This window comes from Gottfriedia acidiceleris (genome assembly GCF_036421055.1).
GTDB classification, from domain to species: Bacteria; Bacillota; Bacilli; order Bacillales; family Bacillaceae_G; genus Gottfriedia; species Gottfriedia acidiceleris_C.
Genome location: NZ_JAZGQS010000007.1, coordinates 151,472 through 174,028 on the forward strand (window position 1 = coordinate 151,472; position 22,557 = coordinate 174,028).

At 30.5% G+C, this 22,557-nt stretch carries 22 protein-coding genes; all 22 read right to left on the reverse strand.

The genetic code is table 11. From position 1 onward, the window contains the following. Positions 1 to 8: 8 nt before the first annotated feature. Complete coding sequence (locus RAH41_RS12640) at positions 9 to 1,631, reverse strand: aldolase catalytic domain-containing protein (protein ID WP_331222835.1); 1,623 nt, start codon at positions 1,629 to 1,631, stop codon at positions 9 to 11. Further along, positions 1,628 to 2,374 carry a 3-deoxy-manno-octulosonate cytidylyltransferase gene (locus RAH41_RS12645; RefSeq protein ID WP_331222836.1) on the reverse strand — a complete coding sequence of 249 codons (747 nt, stop codon included), beginning with the start codon at positions 2,372 to 2,374 and terminating at the stop codon, positions 1,628 to 1,630. Before RAH41_RS12645 ends, RAH41_RS12640 begins: the two co-directional genes overlap by 4 nt. A gap of 58 nt (positions 2,375 to 2,432) precedes the next feature. Then, positions 2,433 to 3,290, reverse strand: a complete 858-nt coding sequence (locus RAH41_RS12650) for a 6-hydroxymethylpterin diphosphokinase MptE-like protein (RefSeq protein ID WP_331223042.1) — start codon at positions 3,288 to 3,290, stop codon at positions 2,433 to 2,435. 20 nt (positions 3,291 to 3,310) lie between these two features. After that, positions 3,311 to 4,549: a hypothetical protein gene (locus RAH41_RS12655; protein ID WP_331222837.1), complete on the reverse strand. Its 1,239-nt coding sequence runs from the start codon at positions 4,547 to 4,549 to the stop codon at positions 3,311 to 3,313. Positions 4,550 to 4,606: 57 nt separating this feature from the next. Further along, positions 4,607 to 5,551, reverse strand: coding sequence for a PIG-L family deacetylase (locus RAH41_RS12660; RefSeq protein ID WP_331222839.1), 945 nt, complete (start codon positions 5,549 to 5,551; stop codon positions 4,607 to 4,609). 77 nt (positions 5,552 to 5,628) lie between these two features. Continuing rightward, entirely contained in the window at positions 5,629 to 7,416 is a 1,788-nt protein-coding gene (locus tag RAH41_RS12665) for an ABC transporter ATP-binding protein (protein WP_331222841.1), read from the reverse strand. A gap of 33 nt (positions 7,417 to 7,449) precedes the next feature. Then, a complete protein-coding gene (locus RAH41_RS12670; protein ID WP_331222842.1) occupies positions 7,450 to 7,788 on the reverse strand; it encodes a helix-turn-helix transcriptional regulator in 339 nt (112 codons plus the stop codon). Positions 7,789 to 7,791: 3 nt separating this feature from the next. After that, on the reverse strand, positions 7,792 to 8,958 hold the full coding sequence (locus RAH41_RS12675) for a DegT/DnrJ/EryC1/StrS family aminotransferase (RefSeq protein WP_331222843.1): 1,167 nt from the start codon (positions 8,956 to 8,958) through the stop codon (positions 7,792 to 7,794). A 17-nt stretch (positions 8,959 to 8,975) separates the two neighbouring features. After that, entirely contained in the window at positions 8,976 to 9,614 is a 639-nt protein-coding gene (locus RAH41_RS12680; protein WP_331222845.1) for an acetyltransferase, read from the reverse strand. Between the two features lies 1 nt (position 9,615). Then, positions 9,616 to 10,215, reverse strand: coding sequence for a sugar transferase (locus RAH41_RS12685; protein WP_331222846.1), 600 nt, complete (start codon positions 10,213 to 10,215; stop codon positions 9,616 to 9,618). 35 nt (positions 10,216 to 10,250) lie between these two features. Then, a complete protein-coding gene (locus RAH41_RS12690) occupies positions 10,251 to 10,397 on the reverse strand; it encodes a hypothetical protein (protein ID WP_331222847.1) in 147 nt (48 codons plus the stop codon). Positions 10,398 to 10,410: 13 nt separating this feature from the next. Beyond that, on the reverse strand, positions 10,411 to 11,478 hold the full coding sequence (gene galE, locus RAH41_RS12695; protein ID WP_331222848.1) for a UDP-glucose 4-epimerase GalE: 1,068 nt from the start codon (positions 11,476 to 11,478) through the stop codon (positions 10,411 to 10,413). A 126-nt stretch (positions 11,479 to 11,604) separates the two neighbouring features. Continuing rightward, positions 11,605 to 12,612 carry a glycosyltransferase family 2 protein gene (locus RAH41_RS12700; RefSeq protein WP_331222849.1) on the reverse strand — a complete coding sequence of 336 codons (1,008 nt, stop codon included), beginning with the start codon at positions 12,610 to 12,612 and terminating at the stop codon, positions 11,605 to 11,607. 31 nt (positions 12,613 to 12,643) lie between these two features. Continuing rightward, positions 12,644 to 13,753 carry a glycosyltransferase gene (locus RAH41_RS12705; RefSeq protein ID WP_331222850.1) on the reverse strand — a complete coding sequence of 370 codons (1,110 nt, stop codon included), beginning with the start codon at positions 13,751 to 13,753 and terminating at the stop codon, positions 12,644 to 12,646. Beyond that, entirely contained in the window at positions 13,753 to 14,754 is a 1,002-nt protein-coding gene (locus tag RAH41_RS12710) for a glycosyltransferase family 2 protein (protein ID WP_331222851.1), read from the reverse strand. Before RAH41_RS12710 ends, RAH41_RS12705 begins: the two co-directional genes overlap by 1 nt. Continuing rightward, the gene (locus tag RAH41_RS12715) at positions 14,751 to 15,764 is read right to left on the reverse strand and encodes a glycosyltransferase family 2 protein (RefSeq protein WP_331222853.1); all 1,014 of its coding nucleotides are present in this window, start codon (positions 15,762 to 15,764) and stop codon (positions 14,751 to 14,753) included. Before RAH41_RS12715 ends, RAH41_RS12710 begins: the two co-directional genes overlap by 4 nt. A 34-nt stretch (positions 15,765 to 15,798) precedes the next feature. After that, the gene (locus RAH41_RS12720; protein ID WP_331222854.1) at positions 15,799 to 16,875 is read right to left on the reverse strand and encodes an EpsG family protein; all 1,077 of its coding nucleotides are present in this window, start codon (positions 16,873 to 16,875) and stop codon (positions 15,799 to 15,801) included. Between the two features lie 58 nt (positions 16,876 to 16,933). Beyond that, complete coding sequence (locus tag RAH41_RS12725) at positions 16,934 to 18,040, reverse strand: glycosyltransferase family 4 protein (RefSeq protein WP_331222855.1); 1,107 nt, start codon at positions 18,038 to 18,040, stop codon at positions 16,934 to 16,936. Between the two features lie 20 nt (positions 18,041 to 18,060). Further along, the gene (gene galU, locus RAH41_RS12730) at positions 18,061 to 18,945 is read right to left on the reverse strand and encodes a UTP--glucose-1-phosphate uridylyltransferase GalU (RefSeq protein WP_331222857.1); all 885 of its coding nucleotides are present in this window, start codon (positions 18,943 to 18,945) and stop codon (positions 18,061 to 18,063) included. 22 nt (positions 18,946 to 18,967) lie between these two features. Then, a complete protein-coding gene (locus RAH41_RS12735) occupies positions 18,968 to 20,794 on the reverse strand; it encodes a nucleoside-diphosphate sugar epimerase/dehydratase (protein ID WP_331222859.1) in 1,827 nt (608 codons plus the stop codon). 280 nt (positions 20,795 to 21,074) lie between these two features. Next, complete coding sequence (locus tag RAH41_RS12740; protein WP_331222861.1) at positions 21,075 to 21,734, reverse strand: CpsD/CapB family tyrosine-protein kinase; 660 nt, start codon at positions 21,732 to 21,734, stop codon at positions 21,075 to 21,077. Beyond that, entirely contained in the window at positions 21,673 to 22,419 is a 747-nt protein-coding gene (locus RAH41_RS12745; RefSeq protein WP_331222863.1) for a YveK family protein, read from the reverse strand. The genes RAH41_RS12740 and RAH41_RS12745 overlap by 62 nt, the downstream gene beginning before the upstream one ends. Positions 22,420 to 22,557 lie beyond the last annotated feature (138 nt).

Consider the following 22,557-nt stretch of genomic DNA (forward strand, 5'->3'; position numbering starts at 1 on the left):
CCTCCGCATTAATGTGTCTTACTATACAAATGAACATCTTTATAAATCGTCGACGTTACATAGTGAATTCCCATATGCTTTTCTACATTAGCTAAGTAATTTTTTATTTCTTCATTCTTCTTAACAAGCTCAACCATTTCAATATGGTTAATTAGTTCTGTTGAATAGTAGTTTTTAGCCTTATTTAAGCTGAAGCCATCAAATCCCGCAAGATACACATGATCAATAAATAAACGATATAATAAATTAATCGACATTAATCCTGCATTATCTGAAATTATGGAGTTTTCTAGCAGTAAATCTGAATAATTAACCACTATTGATGAATTGACTTTTGAGTTTGTAATGTTTGATGTTGTAATTAAAGTTGTTGTAAATGATAAATCTTTTATTACATCTTCCATATTCTTAAATCTCTTACTATTGCTAATAAAAATGGCGTTACAGCTAAAAGCACTTGGTAAAAAATTTACGCTAATAATAAAGGGATTCTCTTCGTTTATAAACGTTTTAATATTCTCTAATTCTTTTTTTATAGATTTACCTGGTGCGATAATAAGTACTTTTTTATTACCAATTAGCTTCCTTAATCTCTTCAAACTTTCTGTATCATCTACCAATTGCATTTGATGACTTATGTATAAATCTTCAATATAATTTTCATCATAGATATCACGTTTTTTGTTCGGGATTTGTCTCAATATTGTATTGATTGACTTAACAGAAATCGTCTGTTTATTCATTAAATATGATGCATAGTTAGGGTGACAATTATTGATTGCCGCTATAAAATAGGGAACCGAATAACCCCATTTAGGCTCACTAAAATATCTACTCAAATGTTCATCTACAATTTCCAATAACGGTACTATTTTATATTTATCCTCAATATTTTCATTGATGTACTCAGAAATTAGCTCCGTGCATAAATTTCCTGCTCCTCTTCCCATACCAAATACCGAAGAATCTATTATTATATTTCTTTTAGTATGTAGCGTTAGCAATTCTTGGGCATTTGAAAAAGATAGCTGTAAATTATTATGAGAATGGAAACCGATGTTAATTCTTTTATCAAGATTATGATCTAGTAGATGGTACATTCTTAGTAAATTATTTTTGTACATGATTCCAAGTGTATCTACTAAATAAAATGCATATGGTTTTAACCCATTAACTTTTTCAATCAAAGCTAACAGATTTGCATCAGTGTAGCTAGTAGTACCAACTGGTTGAATAAACACTTTATACCCTTTATCAATTAGCATTTTTCCATATTCTAATGCTTCAGCAATTTCTTTTGCATTATCATGGAACGTTAAACGAATTCCATCAATTGAAGTACCATCATATACTTTTATTTTATCGATTGAGATAAACGGTTGATCAATCATAGCTACGTAAATAGTATCTTTATTTTTGGGCTGAATCAGTTCTTTGATTTTTTCAATATCATTGAAAATTGTAGTATCATTATCATAATCCACATCTCTAAGAAATCCACATTCGATAATGTCTATATTAGACTGGGTCAACTTTTCAATTACTTTTTTAACCGTTCTCTTACCAAAGTGCCAATCGTTAATGTATCCACCATCGCGTAAAGTACAGTCGAGTAGCTTTATATTGTTCACTCAAATACCACACTTTCCAAACGATTTTTTATGATATCCCGCACTTTATCTAAATCTTTTGGAGTATCTACGGAAAGCGTCGTCACATTTGCTTCCACGAATTTTATCTTTTCACCATTTTCAATAAATCTAAATTCATCAATATCTTCGGCTGCCTCCAAAGGCCCTCTCGGTGCTGTATAACAGAACTCCAATGCACTTTTTGTAAAACACTGTACTCCTACAAACTTTTTATAATAAAAGTCATATGTCCCTTTTGGGTAGGGAATAGGGCTTCGAGCTAAATATAAACCATATCCAAAAACATCCGTGGCGACTTTAATTTTTGAAAAATCAACCGCCTCCAAAGGATTTTTTAACTCTGTCATTAAATTTGATACATATAATGAATTCGAATCAACCTCATTAGGAAGAATCCTTCTAATTGCCTCAGTCTCTATTAATGGTTCATCCCCATTTACATTTATATAAAAATCTGCTTCTACTAATGTGGAAACTTCGTATAATCGGTCTAGATGTGTTTTATGATTTTCAGACGTCATAATCGTTTTTATTCCATAACTTTCACAAACTTCTTTAATTCGTAGATCATCTGTTGCTACATATACCTCACTTAGTCCCTCTAATCCTTTTAATCGTTCGTGAACCCACCAAATCATTGGTTTTCCACAAATATCTGCTAAGGGCTTACCTGGGAATCTTGACGAGTTGTATCTAGCTGGAATAATTCCGATCACTTTCATACAAAATCCTCCTTAAATTGTTCATTATAACGAACATGCATTTATAAAAAACTACTTTTTAATTATGTCTAGCAGTTCTTATACTATCTTTACCTTTTTCTAAAACAACATCTAGGTCTACCCTTTCAAAAACTTCAAGCATTCCTCCCCTGGTTGCGTTGAATATTTTTATATTATGGCAATCCACATATTCTTTTGCTACGTTATATGCGCTAATCATTTTTTCATTAGTTGAGGTATAGTTGGAATCTACTAAATTATAATCTTTAAAATGATTTATCTTATCTTTTGAATAATTACAATCTACACCAATTAAATAGATTTCATTAAATCCCATATATACAGCAAGTTGTATCAATGAATAAGTAATTGTATATCCATCATAAATTACTGCATAAGCATCATCGCTAAATTTAGTATGAAATCTTTTATGTTTCATATTATGATTAAGCAAATCCAACGGGTAAATATAATAATCGTCCGATACATCAAATTTTTTAGAAATTACATTTGCTATGAATTTAAATCTAACATCTAAATAATCTATCTTATTTTTATATTTCTTAAACAAATCGGTAAATTGTATCCCATAATAAGTCGGTCTCCAATCTGTTTCTTCAAATGCTAAAAATATTGAATTCATACTAAAAGTAATTTCATTTTTCAACTTATCAAGATCGCTATTTAACAAACTTGGACCAGTTGCTACAATAAAGCAGCGTTCACCTTTGTGTATATTCTTAAATTGTTTTAACTTCAAATACCGACTATTTTTAACAAAATTAGTTTTCCTAAACCACTTATTAATATTGAAAAAAAGGTGGTTAATACTATGAAAGAATAATATTTGAAACTTTTTTACGGGTTTAATCATCTTAAATATGAAACTATTACTTTTTACCATGTCTTTTATCATCACTATTACTACCTCATTATTTAGGTTTCCAGACTAAATGAATTTGAACAATTGTTATCTTTAAAAAGGGTGTGTTCCTTTTCTAGAGCACTTTCATACATTTTAAAGAAGCCTATAAATTTTCCTAATTGAATCAAATGATTATTTTCCGGATATTCTTTTAATTTAAGTAGCGTAACTTCCAAATAAAATAAAAACCTATAAATATCCGAATGGTTGAGCGTATCTGCTTTTAAGGTTGAATTTGAGTTCATATTTACCATTAAATAGTTTTGAAAATAATTGATAGTATCTTCCATTTCACTTGTAATTATTTTTTTCTTAGAATTAAATATTTTAAAAGCAATTTCAAACAAAATATCATAAAAATCAAAATAACAACTTCTCATATCATGAGTATTCCAATCTATAACATAAGACTTTGTTTTATTTTTAAGAATATTTCCTTCCCAAAAATCCCCATGCGATAATGCCCATACAATATCTATATCAGAAGAATAAATTTTTAGTTTATTTTTAATCCCCCCAAAAAATTCGATAATTATTGAATTTTCCTTTTTAAAATAGATGGAATCTATTGAATGTTTTTCGATCAATCCCTCAATCAAGTTAATTAATTTCTGTGAATATTGATTTAAATTTATTATCTTTGTATTTGCGCTCGAAATTATTTCACTAATTAACGGAATAACATCGATTTTTAAACTATTAAAGTTTTTATATTCTATATTTATTGGTTTAAAATTTATATAACTTTCAATTAAATACCGCGAATTTATATCCCATTTTAAAACTTTTGGTGCTAAACTACAGTTTTGAACATTAATCTTATTTAAAATATTTTTTTCAATTTCATTTCTTGACATTATTTCAGGAAAAATAGTTGTAACTTCCTTGGTTTTAAAATTTATTATTTTATACTCTCCTAGTCTTGTAACTAATAAACTGTGTCCATTGTATTTGGTAGTAATTGTTCGAAATGATTTTTTGTCCTTATAATAACTATATTTACTAATTAAATATTTTATAGTCAATTGAGCAACCCTAAGTATTCTTACTCTAGGTATCAAAAAGTTTATCATCTTACTACTTGTTTTATACTCAAGAAAGATGAGTGGTTTTGCTTTAAAATAAAAATAATAAATAAAATAAATCAAGTTAATTTCTAAGTTAATATACAAAGAATCACTGATAAAAAGATAAGTCTGATCTATCGGATCAGATAAAAGGTTATCTAGATAATTTTTTATTCTCATCATTAGTACCTTCTTAATTTAAATCGTATTTTTTATTCAAAAAATTTAATAAACTATCATTTACAAAGACTTGTTAGATAACGAATAAACACTTAGCTTATCAATTTTTTTATATTTTTTAATAACATTAAGCTTCCTACTTATAGATAATATAGATTTTTCAATCAATTCATCCTCAACGAGCGAAAGATTTGCTTGTCGAATTGCTTCCCCCTGTAGGTAGAACTGTTCCACGTCTTGAGATTTATGTAAAGCTAACATTTTTCTTTTAAGATCACGCTCATCTTCTGAAATATCAACTTTTATCTCCTCAATGCACACTAATTTTGTATTTGGAAACTTAACATCACTAGATCCTAAGGGCTGAATATCATTGTATTCTGTCCATTCGAACACATTAGTGTATTCCATTTTTTTACATACAGACTTAACAACAAAGCTTGTCATATCATGATCTCTATGACCACCCTCTATACAATGAACATAAATCCTCTTTGGTTTTAAATCCTGAATTAACATAATAATATCTTTGGACATGTTTTCAATATACCTATGTGTGCCCCTATCAGGATACCCTAAACAAAACATATCTTTTTCAAAAATGTTTATTAGTGATAACCCTTGGACCGCCTCTTTGAATCTAGTATTTGATTTTTCTTTGGATTTGCTTAAACTTATATTCCAGCTTTCACGGCCATAACCTGTCCCATTTGTAGTATATATAACTTTAATCCGATCGCCATTTAAACGATGACGATGTAATGTAGTTCCTAAACCTAACACCTCATCATCTTGATGTGCAGCGAAAACTAAAACGTCGACATCCCCTTTATATTCTTGTGGCATCCTACGTCCTAACATTTTATTTGGATATCGGTATAGACCTCGGATATACTCTACTAGCTTTATTACATGATCATTAAAAACAATTTTAAGTATACCTAGCATAATATTTATTAACATTTTAGGAGCTGCATTTATCGTTAGTTTAATGAATGATTCCAATCTATTCACTCCCCTATTTATAGTACCTACATAGAATTACCAATTCGTAAAATAGATGCTTTATTTAATGGAGTTACTCAAATTACTGATTGGTCTAACTTTCTTTCAATAGTAGTTAATTTGCCTTTATTAATTTTGAACACTATATCACAATTTTCAATTGTGGTTAGTCTATGAGCAATGATTATTAAAGTCTTTTCGCCTTTTAATTTATCAATAGCTGCAATAATTTCTTTTTCAGTTTCATTGTCTAAAGCTGATGTAGCTTCATCCATAAAAATAATTTCAGGGTTATGATACAGAGCTCGAGCAATACCGATTCGTTGACGTTGACCACCGGAGAGTCTTACTCCTCTTTCTCCAACCGCAGTTTCTAACTTATCAGGTAAAGACTCCACGAATTCCTTTAACTGAGCTTGCTCTAGTGCTTTCCAAACAGCTTTATCATCAATTTGATTATTTGGTATTCCAAAGGCAATATTCCCTCTTACAGTATCATCAGATAGAAAAATTGATTGAGGTATGTATCCAATATTTTTCTGCCATTTAAGACCAAGTTGATGTATTTCCATTCCATCTACTGAAACAGTTCCTTTTTCAGGACGAAAGAGTCCAAGTATAATATCTACTAATGTTGTTTTTCCAGCACCTGACTCCCCAATAAAAGCTACGGATTGACCGATTGGAATTGTTAAAGAGATATCTTTAATTGAAAATTCATTTTGATTAGGATATCTAAAAGAGATGCCTTTTAGATCAATTGAATTTTTAAAAATTCTCTCTCCACCATTCGAAAATTCTATTTGATAATCTTCATTTTCTATTACCTTATTGTTTGGGAACTCTTCTTTATTCGTAAATAAATCCTCATAAATTACCGATAAAGCTGGTTGATTAAATCGAATGGCCGCAATCATAGCAATTACACGGTTAATTGAAGGCATTAGTCTAAATGCTGCCATAGCAAACAAAGCCATCGTCGATACAATTGTTGATAAATTAGTTCCTTCGAAAATAATGACAAGCATAATAATAAGAACGATTGATACGATTAATGTTTCAATAAATAGCCTTGGTACCTGATCAAACATCATTATGCCACGTTTTATAATGGCACTTTTTTTACTATATACTGAATACGACTCTACAAAGAAATCCTCTTTTCCTGATACTTTTACTTCTTTACTTGCCCCTAGTCCTTGATTAACCCACTTAATCATCATGCCATTAGCATGTTGCAAACCTTTCCCCATCTCGCTCATTTTTTTACGATAAGCTTTTAAAAATAAATAAACGCTTCCACTTAATAAAACAGACGCAACTATCGTCGCCACCGGGCTAGTTATTAATAATAAAACTAATATACAGAAAATTACGAGGAGTTCTGTAAACAACAAAAACCCAGATATAATAATTTGTTGAAATACCTTTGATACTTCTTCATTTACATTTCTTAATAATAATGCAGTATTTCTTTGCAAATGAAATGTATAAGGTTTTTTCAAATATTCATTAAATAACATTCTTGATAGTTTAATTTGTTGGTTCATAATAACCCTATTCTGACAGTATTGAAAAAATAGAATATATGAATTTTTTATTATATAAATAAAAAGTAAGACAAAAACTGAAAAAATCAAAAAGGAAGTGGTAGATTTAAAACCAATTAAATTGTATAAATACCTTAAGATTGCTTGTTCTTTTATAATTGTTGGATTAGTTACGATTCCGACAAAAGGAACAATTAATCCAATTCCTACTGTTTCGAACATTGCAGATATGATCATCATAAAAAATAAAATTAATAACTTTTTCTTTTCCTTTTTATTAAAGAGCATTAATAATTTTTTAAAAGTATCGCCCAATTTCCTTCCACAACCTTTTCTGAGAATTTCCTATTAACTATTCCCAATATTATTTTGCCATTTTAAAAACTCAAAAACAGTTTTATATTCATGAAACTTTTCTATTTCAATCCCTAATTCCTTTAACTCTCTAAGTAAATTAATCCATTCTTTTTGCAAATGTAGTTCAGTATCTACATTTTTTCCTAGCAATGTGCTCATATCAACACCTAATACTTTCGAGAGCTTCTCTAGTACTTGGATGGAAGGATTATCATTAATTTCTCGTTCAATATTACTCAAGTAAGACTTTGAAATATCGGCTTTTTTTGCTAGCTCCGATAATGATAATCCCCTCTTTTTTCGGGTTTCATGTATGATTTTTCCTATCATATTCTATCCCCCTTTTACTTTACTAAATTCTTGTGAAATTACATTTTTGAGACATTCTATTACTCTGAATTGTTCATCCTCAGTTAAACTTGATCCAGATGGAAGACAAATACCTGTTCTAAACAATTCTTCTGCTATATGCTCATTTTTACCATGAGAATAATAAGATGCGTTTTTAAATAAAGGCTGCATATGAAGCGGTTTCCAAACAGACCTAGCCTCAACATTTATATCATCTAATGCTTCAATTAATATTTTTGGTGAAACTCCTGACTCTTTATCAACTGTTAAAACAGTGAGCCAACGATTACTTTTAGTGTTTTTTAGTTCAGGCATGAAAGATAAACCTGGGATATTAGAAAGTTCTCTAAAATATCGTTCAAATATAAGTCTTCTCTTTTCTACCCTTTCATCCAAAACTTGAAGTTGAGCTCTACCGACTCCAGCTAATATATTACTCATTCGATAGTTATATCCGATTTCACTATGTTGATAGAAAGGGGCTGGATCTTTTGCCTGAGTAGCCAAAAAGCGGGCTCTCTGTAAGGCTCCACTATCATTTGAAACAAGCGCCCCTCCACCCGAAGTTGTAATAATTTTATTTCCATTGAAAGAAAAAATACCAAATCTTCCAAAGGTTCCACTTGCTTTACCTTTGTATGTTGATCCCATCGATTCAGCCGCATCTTCAATGATTGGAACATCATATTGATAACAAATTGAAAGTATTTCATCCATTTTTGCACTTTGGCCATATATGTTTACCACTATTACGGCTTTAGGTAAATTATTTTCTAAATGTGCATCTTGAAAAGCTTTTTCAAGTGCACTCGGAGACATATTCCATGTATCCGGTTCTGAGTCAATAAAAACTGGCTGAGCCCCTTGATAAAGAATTGGATTTGCACTTGCTACAAAAGTTAGACTTGAACAAAAAACTTTATCACCTTTCGTTACGCCTAATAAAGAAAGAGCCAAGTGAATTGCTGCCGTTCCTGAACTAACGGCAACTGCTTCACTGGCTCCTACGTAAGAGGCAATCTCTTTTTCAAATGAATCAACATTTGGTCCTAGAGGCGCAATCCAATTCGTTTCAAATGCTTGATTAATATATTTTTGCTCATTTCCACTCATATGTGGGGGAGAAAGATAGATTCTTGATAAAGACATTTAAAACACCTTCTCGTTTAATTTTCTATTCCAACAGATAACTTTTTAATTATTCTAGCAGGACTTCCAACTGCACAACTGCAAGGTGGAATATTTTCTATAACTGTTGATCCCGCTCCAATGACTGACCATTTTCCAATCTTTATGTTAGGTATAATAGTTGCAGAAGCACCTATATGTACCCCTACATCTACTTCAACATTTCCAGTTAACGTTGCATTCGGTGAAATATGTGAGTAATCACCAATTGTATTATCATGTTCAACAACTGAACTAGTATTAATTATGCAATGATCTCCTATCCTTGCTCCTGTATTTATAACAGCCATAGGCATTACAACAGTTCCCTTCCCAATAATCGCTGATGGACTTACGACTGCTGTAGGATGAATAATCGATAAGTATTGGTCTATATTTAAATTTAAAAAGTTTACTATTCTATTCCTAATTTCATTATTTCCGATCGCAATGACCACTTTAACTTGATCTTTAAGGTATTTTTTTATAGCAGTTAAGGGACCATATACCATATCATTATCCCGTACTTCAACAGTAAATTTATCATCTAAAATAGCGATGATTTCATGATTTAAAGAAATAGCCATTTCCTGAATGACTTTGCTATGTCCACCATTTCCTAATATGATTAGTCTCATGTTACATCACTTCATATGAACCTTTAAATTTTTCCATCGTAACTTGCCCTTGCTGACTAATCCCCTCTTTCTTTATCACTTTGATAAACGTTAAGAATAAAATTTTCAAATCAACAATGAGGTTGTGATTTTTTACATACCAATTATCAAGTTTAAATTTTTCTTCCCATGTAATTGCATTTCTTCCGTTCACTTGAGCCCAACCAGTTATTCCCGGCTTAACATCATGACGCAGCATTTGTTCTTTCGTGTAAAGAGATAAATATTCCATTAAAAGTGGTCTTGGTCCTACTAGACTCATCTCACCTTTAATAACATTTATAAGCTGCGGAAATTCATCTAAGCTAAATTTTCGAAGTAATCTTCCAAAATTAGTTAATCTTAATTCATCTGATAATAGCTGCCCATTTGAATCCTTTAAGTCAACCATCGTACGAAATTTATATAGGTTAAATGGTTTTCCATACAATCCTGGCCTTACTTGCTTAAATAGAATAGGTGACCCCATTTTGAATCTTACCGTGACTCCAACGATTAGGAAAATTGGAGAAAATATAATTAATATCATTAGAGAAATAATTAAATCAATCATTCTTTTCATTTAAAGGCCCCCAATATAAGCTTACTTACATTTATTTAGTTTGAGTTATGTAGGGTTTGTATTTTACATATCATTTCATTTACAAAATCCCGTGTTATTAGGTCAGCTTGTTCATTACCTTTTTTGTAAAAACTTTCAAGAATTTCTTTTAACTGCTCCTGATTCAAGATAATTGATTTCAATGTTTCCTCCTAATTAATTTGAAACAATTAGATTCTTTGATTTAGGAATTGGTTGGTCGTTTTCTGAAACTTTATCATAACCATTAGGATTATTTTTTTGCCAATTCCAGGCATCATTGCATATGTCGTTAATATCCAAGGTCGCCTCCCAATCCAACTCTGCTTTTGCTTTCAAAGGATTTGCATAACATATTGCTGCATCACCTGGACGACGTTCCTTAACTGTATATGAAATTATTTGTCCAGAAGCTTTTTCGTATGCCTTAACCATTTCCATTACGCTAAATCCCTTACCTGTCCCGAGATTATATGCATTTATTCCATTTTCATTTTTTACCTTTTCAAATGCTTTTAAATGACCTTTTGCTAAATCAACAACATGAATGTAATCCCTTACTCCTGTTCCATCCGCTGTTGGATAATCATTTCCAAAGATACTTAAACTCTGTATCCTTCCAATTGTTACTTGCGAGAGATAAGGAACTAAATTATTAGGAATTCCTTTTGGATCTTCACCAATCAATCCACTTTTATGAGCCCCCGCAGGATTGAAATATCTTAACAAAGCAATGCTCCAATTATCATCAGAGTTATATAAATCCTTCAGTATCTCCTCTATCATTTGTTTTGTTCGACCGTATGGATTTACTGCCCCTAACGATGTCTCTTCAGAAATTGGTACTTGTTCTGTAGAACCATATACAGTTGCCGATGAGCTAAAAACAAGTTTCTTCACTTGGAACTTACTCATCGTTTCACAGAGGTTAATTGTACCGACTACATTATTTTGGTAATACTTTAGTGGTACTTTATTTGATTCACCAACTGCCTTCAGACCAGCAAAGTGAATTACAGCGTCAATTTTATGTTTAAAAAATATCTTTTCAAGCATTTTTAAATTTAATAAATCTACATTATAATAATGAAATGATTTACCTGTTATTTCGGACACTCTTGTTAAAGCTTCAGGTTTACTGTTTGAAAAATTGTCTAAAACAACAATTTCATAGCCTTTGTTCAAAAACTCTACACAAGTATGGCTACCAATATATCCCGCTCCACCGGTTATTAATATCTTCATAACTTATCCCCTTTAGTTTTCCATAAGCTTATTTAATGGTAAATTTATTTACTTTTACAAATTAAAACTTGAGTGAAATTATATGGGAATGGAATAAGACTTATTAATGTCAATAGAGAATCAGTTCTATAAATACTTCATGCTATATGCTCTTAAAAACAGGTCCATAGCTGTTACATTTTTGATTCGCACAAGTGTCCTAATGATTTTTTGTAAATTACTTCTATGATTTGGAATGTTAAATATCTCCTGAACTGTGTCACAATGCATTATTGTACTGATCATCTTCCTTCGATCAGTTCTGCTTAATGAACAATCTGGCAAGTAATAGTTAGTGAATACAAATGTAAGTTCATATTGGTAATAAAGACACATTTTATTAATAGAACTGCTACCAGATATATCCTTAACTAGCTTTCTAAGATTCTTGTAAAGTAGAGTTTGAATTTCATATTTATTATGAGTATAACTATTAATTAGGCTACCAATGTTTTGATGATATTCATAAAATATACGATTTTCAATTGAGCAACATTTTGAACGTTTAAAGTACGAAATGTTAAACAAGGCATCCTCACCTAAATTAAAATCTACCCCGAAATGAATATTATTAAGTTTTATAATTTCACTACGATATAACTTATTACAAGGAGAATATGCTAATCCTCTGTCTAGTAAATTTACAAACAAGTCAATTAATGCATTACCACGAGCACTCAATAATTCATCCACTGTAAATTCATTAAGGATTTGAGTATTTTTGATATTCTTAATTCCACAGATTACAAGATCAGAATTGTCCTGTTCAATTCGAGAAACCATTGTTTCTAAATAGTTTAATGGTAATGAATCGTCACTATCTGTGAATTGAATATATTCTCCTCTTGCAATTTTCAATCCCATATTTCGTGCATACCCTGGTCCGTGGTTTTCAATTTGTATAAACTTTATTCTTTCATCATTATGTGAATAGTCTAAGCAAATTTCCTTACTTTTATCTGTTGAACCGTCATTTATAAGAATGACTTCAATTGATTTATATGATTGTTGAAGGATACTTTCAATGCATCTTGATAAATATTTCTCGGCATTAAAAATTGGTACAATAACACTTACTAACCCGCTAACACTCATCAATTTCCCCTAAAAATGATTTTCTCAAAACTTAAACCTCCTCCAAAACCTTATAAATCTGATGCATCATACACTCCATTTCGAAATCATTAGCCCTTAATTTTGATGTATTTTTATATTTCACAATTGATTTATGATCTTCTGCAATCTGAATTATTGCTTCATTTAAACCTTTTTGTGAGTTTTCAACTAGTAACCCATACTTTCCATTATCCAATATTTCCTCTGGACCGCCGCACTTTGTCGATACAATTGGGAGACCTAAAAACAATGCTTCTAATAAAACGATACCAAACGGTTCACTAATCGCAGAATGAATATAAATATTTGCATCATTTAAGTAAGCATATGGATTTAATTGCTTACCTAAGAAAAAAACAACCTCATTAATATTTAACTTTTTAGTTATCTTCTTTAAGTTATGTTCTTCAGGCCCGTCACCAATAATATACAATCTAAGCTTTTTATTTATTTTATATCCTTCGTAAAATGCACGTATTAGGCGATCAATTCCTTTATCCTCATGCAACCTCGCAATCGTTATGAGGTTAATCATATTCTTATCAATTATTAACTGATAATCCTCATGCATTTTGCTAACAATCTTATTAGGTACAACAGCATTGTAAATTTTTTCAACCACTGTTTCTGTTTGAGTTACCTCTATAAATGATTTTTTGCATTTTTCCGATACAGTGATAATGCGATCAAATTTGTTATAACACTCTGTTTGTTTCGCTTTCGTTATGTGACTTTCGAGCCCAAAGTTCTGATAACCCATTTCGCCATGAATCCATGCAATCTTCTTTGAATGAGTGTTTTTAGAAGCTGCCACAATTTTCTCAGGCATTCCTGTTTTAAATGATATTTCAATATCAAACTCCTCCTTAAAAAGTTTTTTGTAAAGAAGACCTGGACTAACGAAACGTAAAACTCTGTATATGCCTTTATATTGATTTTTAAACAAAAAAACATGCTTTACCGAGTTTGGTAATGCATGCTTCAGCTCCCCACCGTCAAATAGTGTTCCAACGGTTATACTATATTTGTTACGATCAAGACTATTAATAATGTCTATTAGAAGTATTTCGACTCCACCCATTACCATACGATCTAATAAAAATAATACTTTTTTCTTCATTACTTTAAACCCACCCTCCTACTTATTAGGGTTTTTACCGGATTTAAACTTATAATTAATTGTATTAACCAGTTTCCTGGAAGGGATAGTAATATAATTAACTTGCTAAAAAAGGTAATTTTTTTATTTAATAGTTTATTAATTGGTTTTTTGACAATATCTTTTGTTAGTTTTTTTGCAGTATTTTCATGAAGCCTCGTCCCATTTGCAGCATTTCCTGCACATATATCGAACAGCATTCTACATTTTACATTTAACATTCTTGTTTCTAACAATTTATCATATGTCATAATATTTTTTTCATTAAAGAAACTTTTTATTTCCTCTATTGCATCAAGTTGATCAAACTGTTTATTATTAAATCCTTTTCTTAAAGTACTTCCGTCACGCTGGACATAATAATATAAAGGTTCATCAACAGATACGATCTTATTAGACTTTAAAAATAATTTATATGTTGTAAAAACATCCTCATATATTCTTCCTATTGGATATCTGATATTATTAAACAATTCTTTTTTATAAAGCTTATCCCAAGCATAATCAAATAGGGATTTACTCCCAATCAATTCTTCCAATGCTTCCTCAGAAGTATAATGAATCGTTTTTTTTGTGTTGGTATACACTTCTCTATTTGAGTATTTTCTAATATGACCGCATACCGCTATATCACAATGTGTTTCTTTATATAAATTGTATAGCGTTGCATACATTTCTTCATTAATATAATCATCACCGTCAATAAATCCAATAAAATCACCAGTTACTACTTCTAATCCCGCGTTTCTTGCAGAACTAAGTCCCCCATTTGGTTTATCAATCACTACAATTCTTTTATCATTCTTTTTATAAAAATTAATTATATCTATCGTTTTATCAGTCGAACCATCATTTACAACGATTATTTCTAGGTTTTTATATGTTTGTGAAATAATAGATTTTAAACAATTTCCAATATAGTCTTCGATATTAAAAGCAGCTACTATTACACTTATTTTCATCTAAACCCTCTCTTTATGCTCAATAATTTTGCGAAAAACAATATGATAATGCTATTTTTTGTACTAATAATCCCTTTTAAAATATAAGTAAATGGATCTGGGGTACTGCAATGCTTTATATATTCCCCCTCTTTTATCAATACTTTTTGTATAAATGCTAATTTTTCTCGCTTTGTGAACTGACAGGATTTTTTATATAAATCCATAATGCCTGCCATAAAATCTTTTATAAGAATCCGATCGAGCATAGGCTTATTTTCATCTAGCATACCCCAATATTGTATTGTTTCTTTTACTTTTTCTAACAATGACATACGGATTTCTAAACGATTAGGTCTAAACTTAGAGACTAAACCCTCTCCTATTGCTACTCTGTAATTTATTAAAGCTTGATTTAATAATTTAACAGTACTTATATTCTTTGCGACTAATAAATTAAAACTTAAATCCTCTCCAATATCTAAATTAGTAGGAAAATATATCTTATTAAGCTTTATGTAACTTGTTAGATAAAGCTTATTCCATGGTGCATTAATCATTTCATTCCCAATAAGGGAAATCGCAACCTTTCTAAATTCTTCTTTCGTATTAACCTGTACAGACTCACTAATAGGGCTTTTAAAAGAAGAGAATTGACCATCCTTTACAATGTTATAACCATATATCAGCATTTGAGTGTTTTCTTCTAATTCAGATGTTACAACATTTAGAAAGTTATCATTGTAATAATCATCTGAGTCAAGAAAGGTAATATACTTTCCATTGGCCTGGTCGATTCCAAAGTTTCTTGCATAACTCACACCTGAATTTTTAATTGTAAATAGCTTAATTCTTGGATCGCTAATAGCTATCTCTTCACAAATTTTAAGACTACTATCAGTTGATCCATCATTAATGACGATAATTTCTATGTTTTCGAAAGATTGAGTTAAAATACTATTGACCGCTTTCTTTATAGTGTTCTCGGCGTTATACATTGGAATGACAATCGTTAGAAATGGTATTTGCATTTAATTTTCCCCTTTAAACTTAGAAGAGTGTATTTTATGTTGAAAAAATACTAGTGTAACCGGTGCTACTACTTATTTGGAAATAAAAGAATGTTAGGAAACAGATTAAAATTCCAAAATAAATTAAATAATTAAAACTTAATTTCTTAAATATTGAAGTAAGTTTTGGAATGATTAAAACCCCAAAAAGTGTAAAATAATCTGCTATCCTAGCAATAAATACATAATTATAAGAGATCACCATAAACATAGTACCAATTACATATAGATTCACTAGATGGTCACTATTAGGATATTTAGTTTTTAATGGTTTTCTCCAAATATATAAAAGAACTAATGGAATTATAAAAATAAAAATCCTCAGAATATTAACCCCATAATACCCCTCTGTTAAAGAATTCAAATAGGTACTATATCTAGTATTAACAAGCATAACTGCTAAAATATTAACAAAAGTTCCAAATGAAACTGCAAATACTATGCAAGAAACTATGATTAATATTGTCCACTGTGACCAAGCTCTTCTTTTATAAATAAAGTAAGCTGGTAATAAAATTAATGCTGAATAATGAAAGGTTGCTGCAATTAATACAAAAATAAAATACTTTTTAAAATTACCTTTATATACATATCTTATTGCCCAAAATATTATGCTTACCGCTAAATACTGTCTCATGATATTAAAACTAGTCATGTAATAACCTACACAAATAAATAGGAATATACTTAACTCAAACTTCTCACTAAATTTTGCAATTGTAAAAACAATTAATGTATTGGTTATAACAGCACAAACAAAAATAAGAAGTTGCGGTTGAGGGGATATCTTATACAATAACCAATTTAATAAAACAAAACCTGGTTCTAAGTTTAAAGAAAAAATTGCTTTAAAATTCATATTTCCTATAGTCGAGTACTCATTTCTATAGATCCATTCATCACTATAAAGTGCATTTAAATATCTCAATCCAGAAAATAGTATTAATCCTATTAAAACAGTAAATACAAAAAATTTATTATTAATAAATTTGCTGTTCTTAACAAATCCAAACCTTTTTGCTAACCACCCATAGCAATAAGCAAAAAATAAAGTTAAGACATAAGGTATCAAGGTAGCCCACCACACCCTTACTTGTACTTCTAATCCTATAATCTTTTTATCTCTTGTATTAAATCATAGTATTTACTAGACTATTTACTACTTGATTTACGTCATACTTTTTTATTAAACGATTAGCGTTTAATGACATTCTTTCTAAGAGAACCCTATCTTTATAAAGTAGTTCGATTTTGTCCGCGGTAGCATTCGGTTCATTAATTGGTACCAAAAATCCATTTTTATTATCTTCAATTAAATCTCGAATTCCTCTTATATTTGTACCAATAACTGTTTTCTTACATGCCATTAACTCCATTATATTTCTAGGTAAACCTTCTCTTTGTGATAAAAGAATACCCATATCACATGCTATAATTAGCTCATTAATATCATTTCTAAAACCTAAAAATGTTATATGATCCTCTAATTCTTTAACCTTTACACTATTCTTTAGACTTTCGAGCATTGGTCCATCGCCAGCGCAGATTACCTTGACGTGTATCCCTTTCTTTTTTAGAATTTCGACTGCATCAATCATTTGCTTATGATTTTTATTTTGATTTACTTCGGCAATCATAAGAATTACAAAGTCATCTTTACTTAAATTCAATTTTTTCCGAATCTCTTCCTTATGAAATAAGTTCAAGTTATACGATGCAAAATCTACTCCTACACCATGGATTTTGTGAATGTTGTCTATATTAAATTTCTGAGCTCTCTCATAGTCTTCGGAATTCATAGTTATGATTGTGTCTGTGAAGTTACTCATCATTTTTTCGATAGGATAATAAATACACCAATTTAAAATTGGTGCACCTTTATAAAAGTGAAAACCATGAACTGTATAAATCGTTTTTAGCTTAGGAAACATTGCCTTTAATAGTCTCCCGTAAAGTGCGGCTATTGGAGTATGGACGTGAACAATATCATATTTAAACTCCGAATTTATTTTTATAAGTGATTTAAAAGCTTTTAAATTTTTGAGGTGAAATGGATTCCTTGTAAAAGGAATATCAAAAACTTTAACACCTTTTTCAGTTAGATTTTTATCAATTTCAATATCTACTGAACAAGCACAGTCAACAATATTCCCTTCACTTATTAGTTTTTCAATATGTGGAATTAAAAAGGCATTAATGGTTCTACTTAAAGTTGTAATATATAATATTCTCTTCATAATTTTACCAATTTCCCTTTTTAAAAAGTGTTGGTTCTATTTTTCTCTATAATGCTAGCAAGATAATTTAACAAATCATCTCTTAAATCTTCACGTTGTAATGCAAACTCTGTGATCGTTTTGATAAAACCTAATTTTTCTCCTACGTCATAGCGAGTGCCTTCAAATTCATATGCATAAACAGCTTCTGAATAATTTAACTCCGCAATTGCATCTGTTAGTTGAATTTCTCCTCCAGCTCCAGGTTTTAGTTCATTTAATATTTCAAAAATTTTTGGACTTAAAACATAACGGCCCATAATGGCAAGATTTGATGGGGCCTCTTCATGTGAAGGCTTTTCAACTAAATTTTTAATTTTGTGTAAACCTGTTCCAATTTGAACTCCATCTACAATTCCATATCTTGAAACCTCATTATGTGGTACAGTTTGAACTCCCAATATTGATGAATTGTACCGATTATACTTGTTAATCAATTGGCTTAAACAAGGTTTGTCAGCCTGTACTATATCGTCACCTAGCAATACAGCAAATGGCTCATTACCGATAAACTTTCGTGCACACCAAATTGCATGTCCTAATCCCTTTGGCTCTTTTTGACGAATATAATGAATATCCACTAATTGAGACGACTTTTGAACTTCTGACAATAGATCATATTTCCCCTTATCCAAAAGGCTTTGTTCTAACTCAAACGAATAATCAAAATGATCTTCAATTGCTCTCTTCCCTTTTCCCGTAACAATGATAATGTCTTCTATACCAGATTCAATAGCTTCTTCCACAATATATTGAATCGTTGGTTTATCAACTATTGGTAGCATTTCTTTCGGCATTGCCTTTGTAGCAGGAAGAAATCTAGTGCCTAATCCTGCTGCTGGTATAATCGCCTTTTTTACTTTCATTTATATGGACACTCCTTTACAATTAGCCTGATATTGAAAGCATTTGTACTGATTTTACTTTACCATTTGAAATATTCAGTAAATTACGTTTGAGAATTTCCTGATCTAATGTGGAAAACGTTAAGATTAATTCATTGATTTCATCAATATATAATTTTGATGTTTTTCCGACATAAATTTTTGGGTATATTTGCTCTTCATACACTTCTTCCTTATTTAATAACTCTTCGAAAAGCTTTTCCCCCGGACGTATTCCAGTAAACTCAATTCCTACTTCATCAATTGTGTTACCGGAAAATTTTATTAAGTTTTTTGCAAGATCAACAATTTTTACAGGTTCACCCATATCCAATACAAATATTTCTCCTCCATTAGCTAGGGCCCCAGCCTGGATTACTAGCTTTGATGCTTCAGGAATCGTCATGAAATACCTAACCATATCTGGATGTGTTACTGTAATTGGTCCACCTTTTTCAAGTTGTTTCTTGAATAAGGGAATCACACTCCCTCGACTACCTAAGACATTTCCAAATCGAACAGCAACAAATTTAGTTTTACTATTTCGATCCAAATGTTGAATCATCATTTCTGCTAATCTTTTTGTTGCCCCCATTACACTTGTTGGATTTACTGCTTTATCAGTTGAAATCATAACGAATGTTTCAATATCATATAGACTAGCAGCATTAGCAACATTCAATGTTCCAATGATGTTATTTTTAACTGCCTCTTCAGGGTTTTGCTCCATTAATGGTACATGCTTATGTGCAGCAGCATGATACACTACATGTGGTCTATGTTTTTTCATTATTGATATCATCTTCTTCTCGTCTTGAACGTCTGCAATTTCTGAAATAAATTCAATTGAAGTATTTTCGAATTGCTCCTTTAATTCCATATTTATTGTATAAATGCTATTTTCGCCATGTCCTAATAAAATTAAAGTACTTGGATTAAACCTTGAAACTTGCCTACATATTTCTGACCCAATTGATCCACCTGCACCTGTAACTAATACAACCTTGTTTGTTATTGAATCCGAGATCATTTCAATGTCTAATTCAACAGCCTCACGCCCTAATAAGTCTTCAACCTGGACGTCACGAAATTGGTTTACGGATACTTTCCCAGTCATAATATCCTCTAACATAGGTAGAATTTTTGTTTTTGCTTTTGTTTTAGTACATTCTTGTAAAATTTTATTTAACTCTTTTTTTCTTAAGGACGGAATTGCAATTATGATATTGTTTATATCTAATTTATTTACATAATGGTCAATCTGGTTTACCCCACCCACTACAGGAATTCCTAATATATGTAAATTTTGTTTTTTTACATTATCATCGATAAATGCTACGGGAATTAATTCTGAGTCATAATTTTTTAACAATTGTCTAACTACCATCGTCCCAGCAGCACCGGCACCAATAATAAGTGCTCTATTTTTATTCTCTGTATTCTTCTTAAACGAATCTGTGTATATTCTCCAAACTAAACGAGTCCCTCCAATTAACAAAATATGCAGAAACCATGTTACAGTTAGTAGACGGAGATACATTTCGTGTATAGCCAGTTTCTGTACGATTGCAGCGCAAATAATTGAGTAGGTAATAGCTTTAAAGATAATAATTAATTCCCCTATGCTTGCATATTCCCAAGCCTTCTTATATAGCTTAAATATAAAAGAAAAAAAATGATGGCTAAGTAATAATGTGATTGAGCTAATAACGATTGGTGCATTGAAAACTCCAATTCCAGGGTTTACTAGAAATCGACTTAAGAAAATTGAAGTTAATACAATAAATGAATCTAAGAAAATAATAAATGAAACTCTTTGTCTATATGTCACATTACTTACTCCTTTTCTATACGATTTTCCTAAAAATTTAAAGTCTTTAACGATTGGAATTTCTAGAAAATCCAATCGTTAAAGACTTTAAATTAAATATGGGCATCTAACCCACCCTCACATCACACTCTCGACGACTTGCGTCTAAGGTATTACAAACCCACAGCATAACCGAGTGCCTTCATTGATAGAGGTAAGAAGACATCACCTTTTCAAGCCTCCTTCGTTCTTAATAAAGAACGAAATTATAAAAGTAAAAAACAAATTTAGCTAAATACTCTTACCTTTTATTATTCAGTATGATACCAACTAAATTTGAACTAGCAGCTAAAAGTTTTTTGGCTTGAATAAGATCATTATTTTCCGATTTCCCATAGCGAACAACTAATATTACACCATCACAATAGTCTGAAAAAATTTTAACATCTGCGACTTCAAGAACAGGTGGAGTGTCAATCAAGACGATATCATACAAATTAGTTGCAGTCTCAATTACTGTTTTCATTAATTTTATACTTAAAAGATCAGCCGCATTGACAGCTATTGGACCACTTGTTAATAAATCTAAGCCTTTAATTTCCGTTTGCTTTATTGCATCTTCTAATCTGGCATCTCCTGTTAATACGCTACTTAACCCAAATGAATTGCTAACATTAAAAGCAGAAAATAGCTTTGGGTTTCTTAAATCGGCATCAATTAAGAGAACCTTTTTTCCTAGCTGTGTGAACGATATTGCTAGATTAGCTGCAGTAGTTGATTTTCCCTCATTATAATTTGGAGAAGTAACAATCAAAGATTGAACTTTACGCCCCTCCATTGTTCCTAGAAAATTAGTCCGAATTGTTCTGTACTCTTCGGAAACTTTACAATTTGGACTTTTAGAAGTTACTAGATTGATTTTGTCTATTTTGTTTGATGATTTTCTGCTCTTTAACTGCACGATAATCCCCCTTCAAATCATTAAATTTAATCTCAATCTTACTTAACGAAGTATTTTTCTTATTCATTTTGGAAACAGTGCCTAAAACAGGAATTCCTATTAATCCCTCAACACTTTGCTCTGATCTCACCGTATCATCCAATGAATCTAATAAAAAGATGAGAGCTATACCTAAAACTGTTCCTACTAGAAACCCATAAATGCTAGAACTGCTAGAACTATCGTTAATAGGTACAGTATTGACTTCTGCGTATGATAAAAATTTAATATCTTTAAACCCTAATAAACTTGGCATTTGATTCATAAAAACATTCGCAGTAGTGTTTGCAATATCAGCTGCTAATTTAGGATCTGAATCAACAACAGTTATTTTAACGACTGATGAACCATTTATACTCTCAGCTGTAATTTCTTTACTCAAATCATCTGATGTTATATTTAAATTCACCTGATCAATAACATGTTTCAGTAATGATGGCTCTTTTACCATTACCAATAAGGTGTTCATTAAATCTGGTGTCTTTGCATTTACAATTAATTTAGAAGATGTCGAATACTGTGGAGTTGTAAAAAAGGACGTGTAGATTCCACCTAAACTAGTAAATAAACCAATAGATACTAGGAGTATCCAAATACGCTTCTTTATGATTCCAAATAATTTTTTAATGTTAAATTCATTTTCCATACATATCACCACTTTTTTCAATATTTTATATACATTTCTTTCATTGGAATCTATTCAATATATAGAACGGAACAATATGTATCCTTATTATTCTAAATCTTCTGAAAATAATTAAGATTAATACTCATTTAATATCGA

Excerpts from the sequence above, each read along its gene's own strand:
- RAH41_RS12645 (WP_331222836.1), bottom strand. The coding sequence starts at position 2,374 with ATGAAAGTGATCGGAATTATTCCAGCTAGATACAACTCGTCAAGATTC.
- RAH41_RS12650 (WP_331223042.1), bottom strand. The coding sequence starts at position 3,290 with ATGATAAAAGACATGGTAAAAAGTAATAGTTTCATATTTAAGATGATT.
- RAH41_RS12655 (WP_331222837.1), bottom strand. The coding sequence starts at position 4,549 with ATGATGAGAATAAAAAATTATCTAGATAACCTTTTATCTGATCCGATA.
- RAH41_RS12670 (WP_331222842.1), bottom strand. The coding sequence starts at position 7,788 with ATGATAGGAAAAATCATACATGAAACCCGAAAAAAGAGGGGATTATCA.
- RAH41_RS12675 (WP_331222843.1), bottom strand. The coding sequence starts at position 8,958 with ATGTCTTTATCAAGAATCTATCTTTCTCCCCCACATATGAGTGGAAAT.
- RAH41_RS12680 (WP_331222845.1), bottom strand. The coding sequence starts at position 9,614 with ATGAGACTAATCATATTAGGAAATGGTGGACATAGCAAAGTCATTCAG.
- RAH41_RS12685 (WP_331222846.1), bottom strand. The coding sequence starts at position 10,215 with ATGAAAAGAATGATTGATTTAATTATTTCTCTAATGATATTAATTATA.
- galE (WP_331222848.1), bottom strand. The coding sequence starts at position 11,478 with ATGAAGATATTAATAACCGGTGGAGCGGGATATATTGGTAGCCATACT.
- RAH41_RS12700 (WP_331222849.1), bottom strand. The coding sequence starts at position 12,612 with ATGAGTGTTAGCGGGTTAGTAAGTGTTATTGTACCAATTTTTAATGCC.
- RAH41_RS12705 (WP_331222850.1), bottom strand. The coding sequence starts at position 13,753 with ATGAAGAAAAAAGTATTATTTTTATTAGATCGTATGGTAATGGGTGGA.
- RAH41_RS12710 (WP_331222851.1), bottom strand. The coding sequence starts at position 14,754 with ATGAAAATAAGTGTAATAGTAGCTGCTTTTAATATCGAAGACTATATT.
- RAH41_RS12715 (WP_331222853.1), bottom strand. The coding sequence starts at position 15,764 with ATGCAAATACCATTTCTAACGATTGTCATTCCAATGTATAACGCCGAG.
- RAH41_RS12725 (WP_331222855.1), bottom strand. The coding sequence starts at position 18,040 with ATGAAGAGAATATTATATATTACAACTTTAAGTAGAACCATTAATGCC.
- galU (WP_331222857.1), bottom strand. The coding sequence starts at position 18,945 with ATGAAAGTAAAAAAGGCGATTATACCAGCAGCAGGATTAGGCACTAGA.
- RAH41_RS12745 (WP_331222863.1), bottom strand. The coding sequence starts at position 22,419 with ATGGAAAATGAATTTAACATTAAAAAATTATTTGGAATCATAAAGAAG.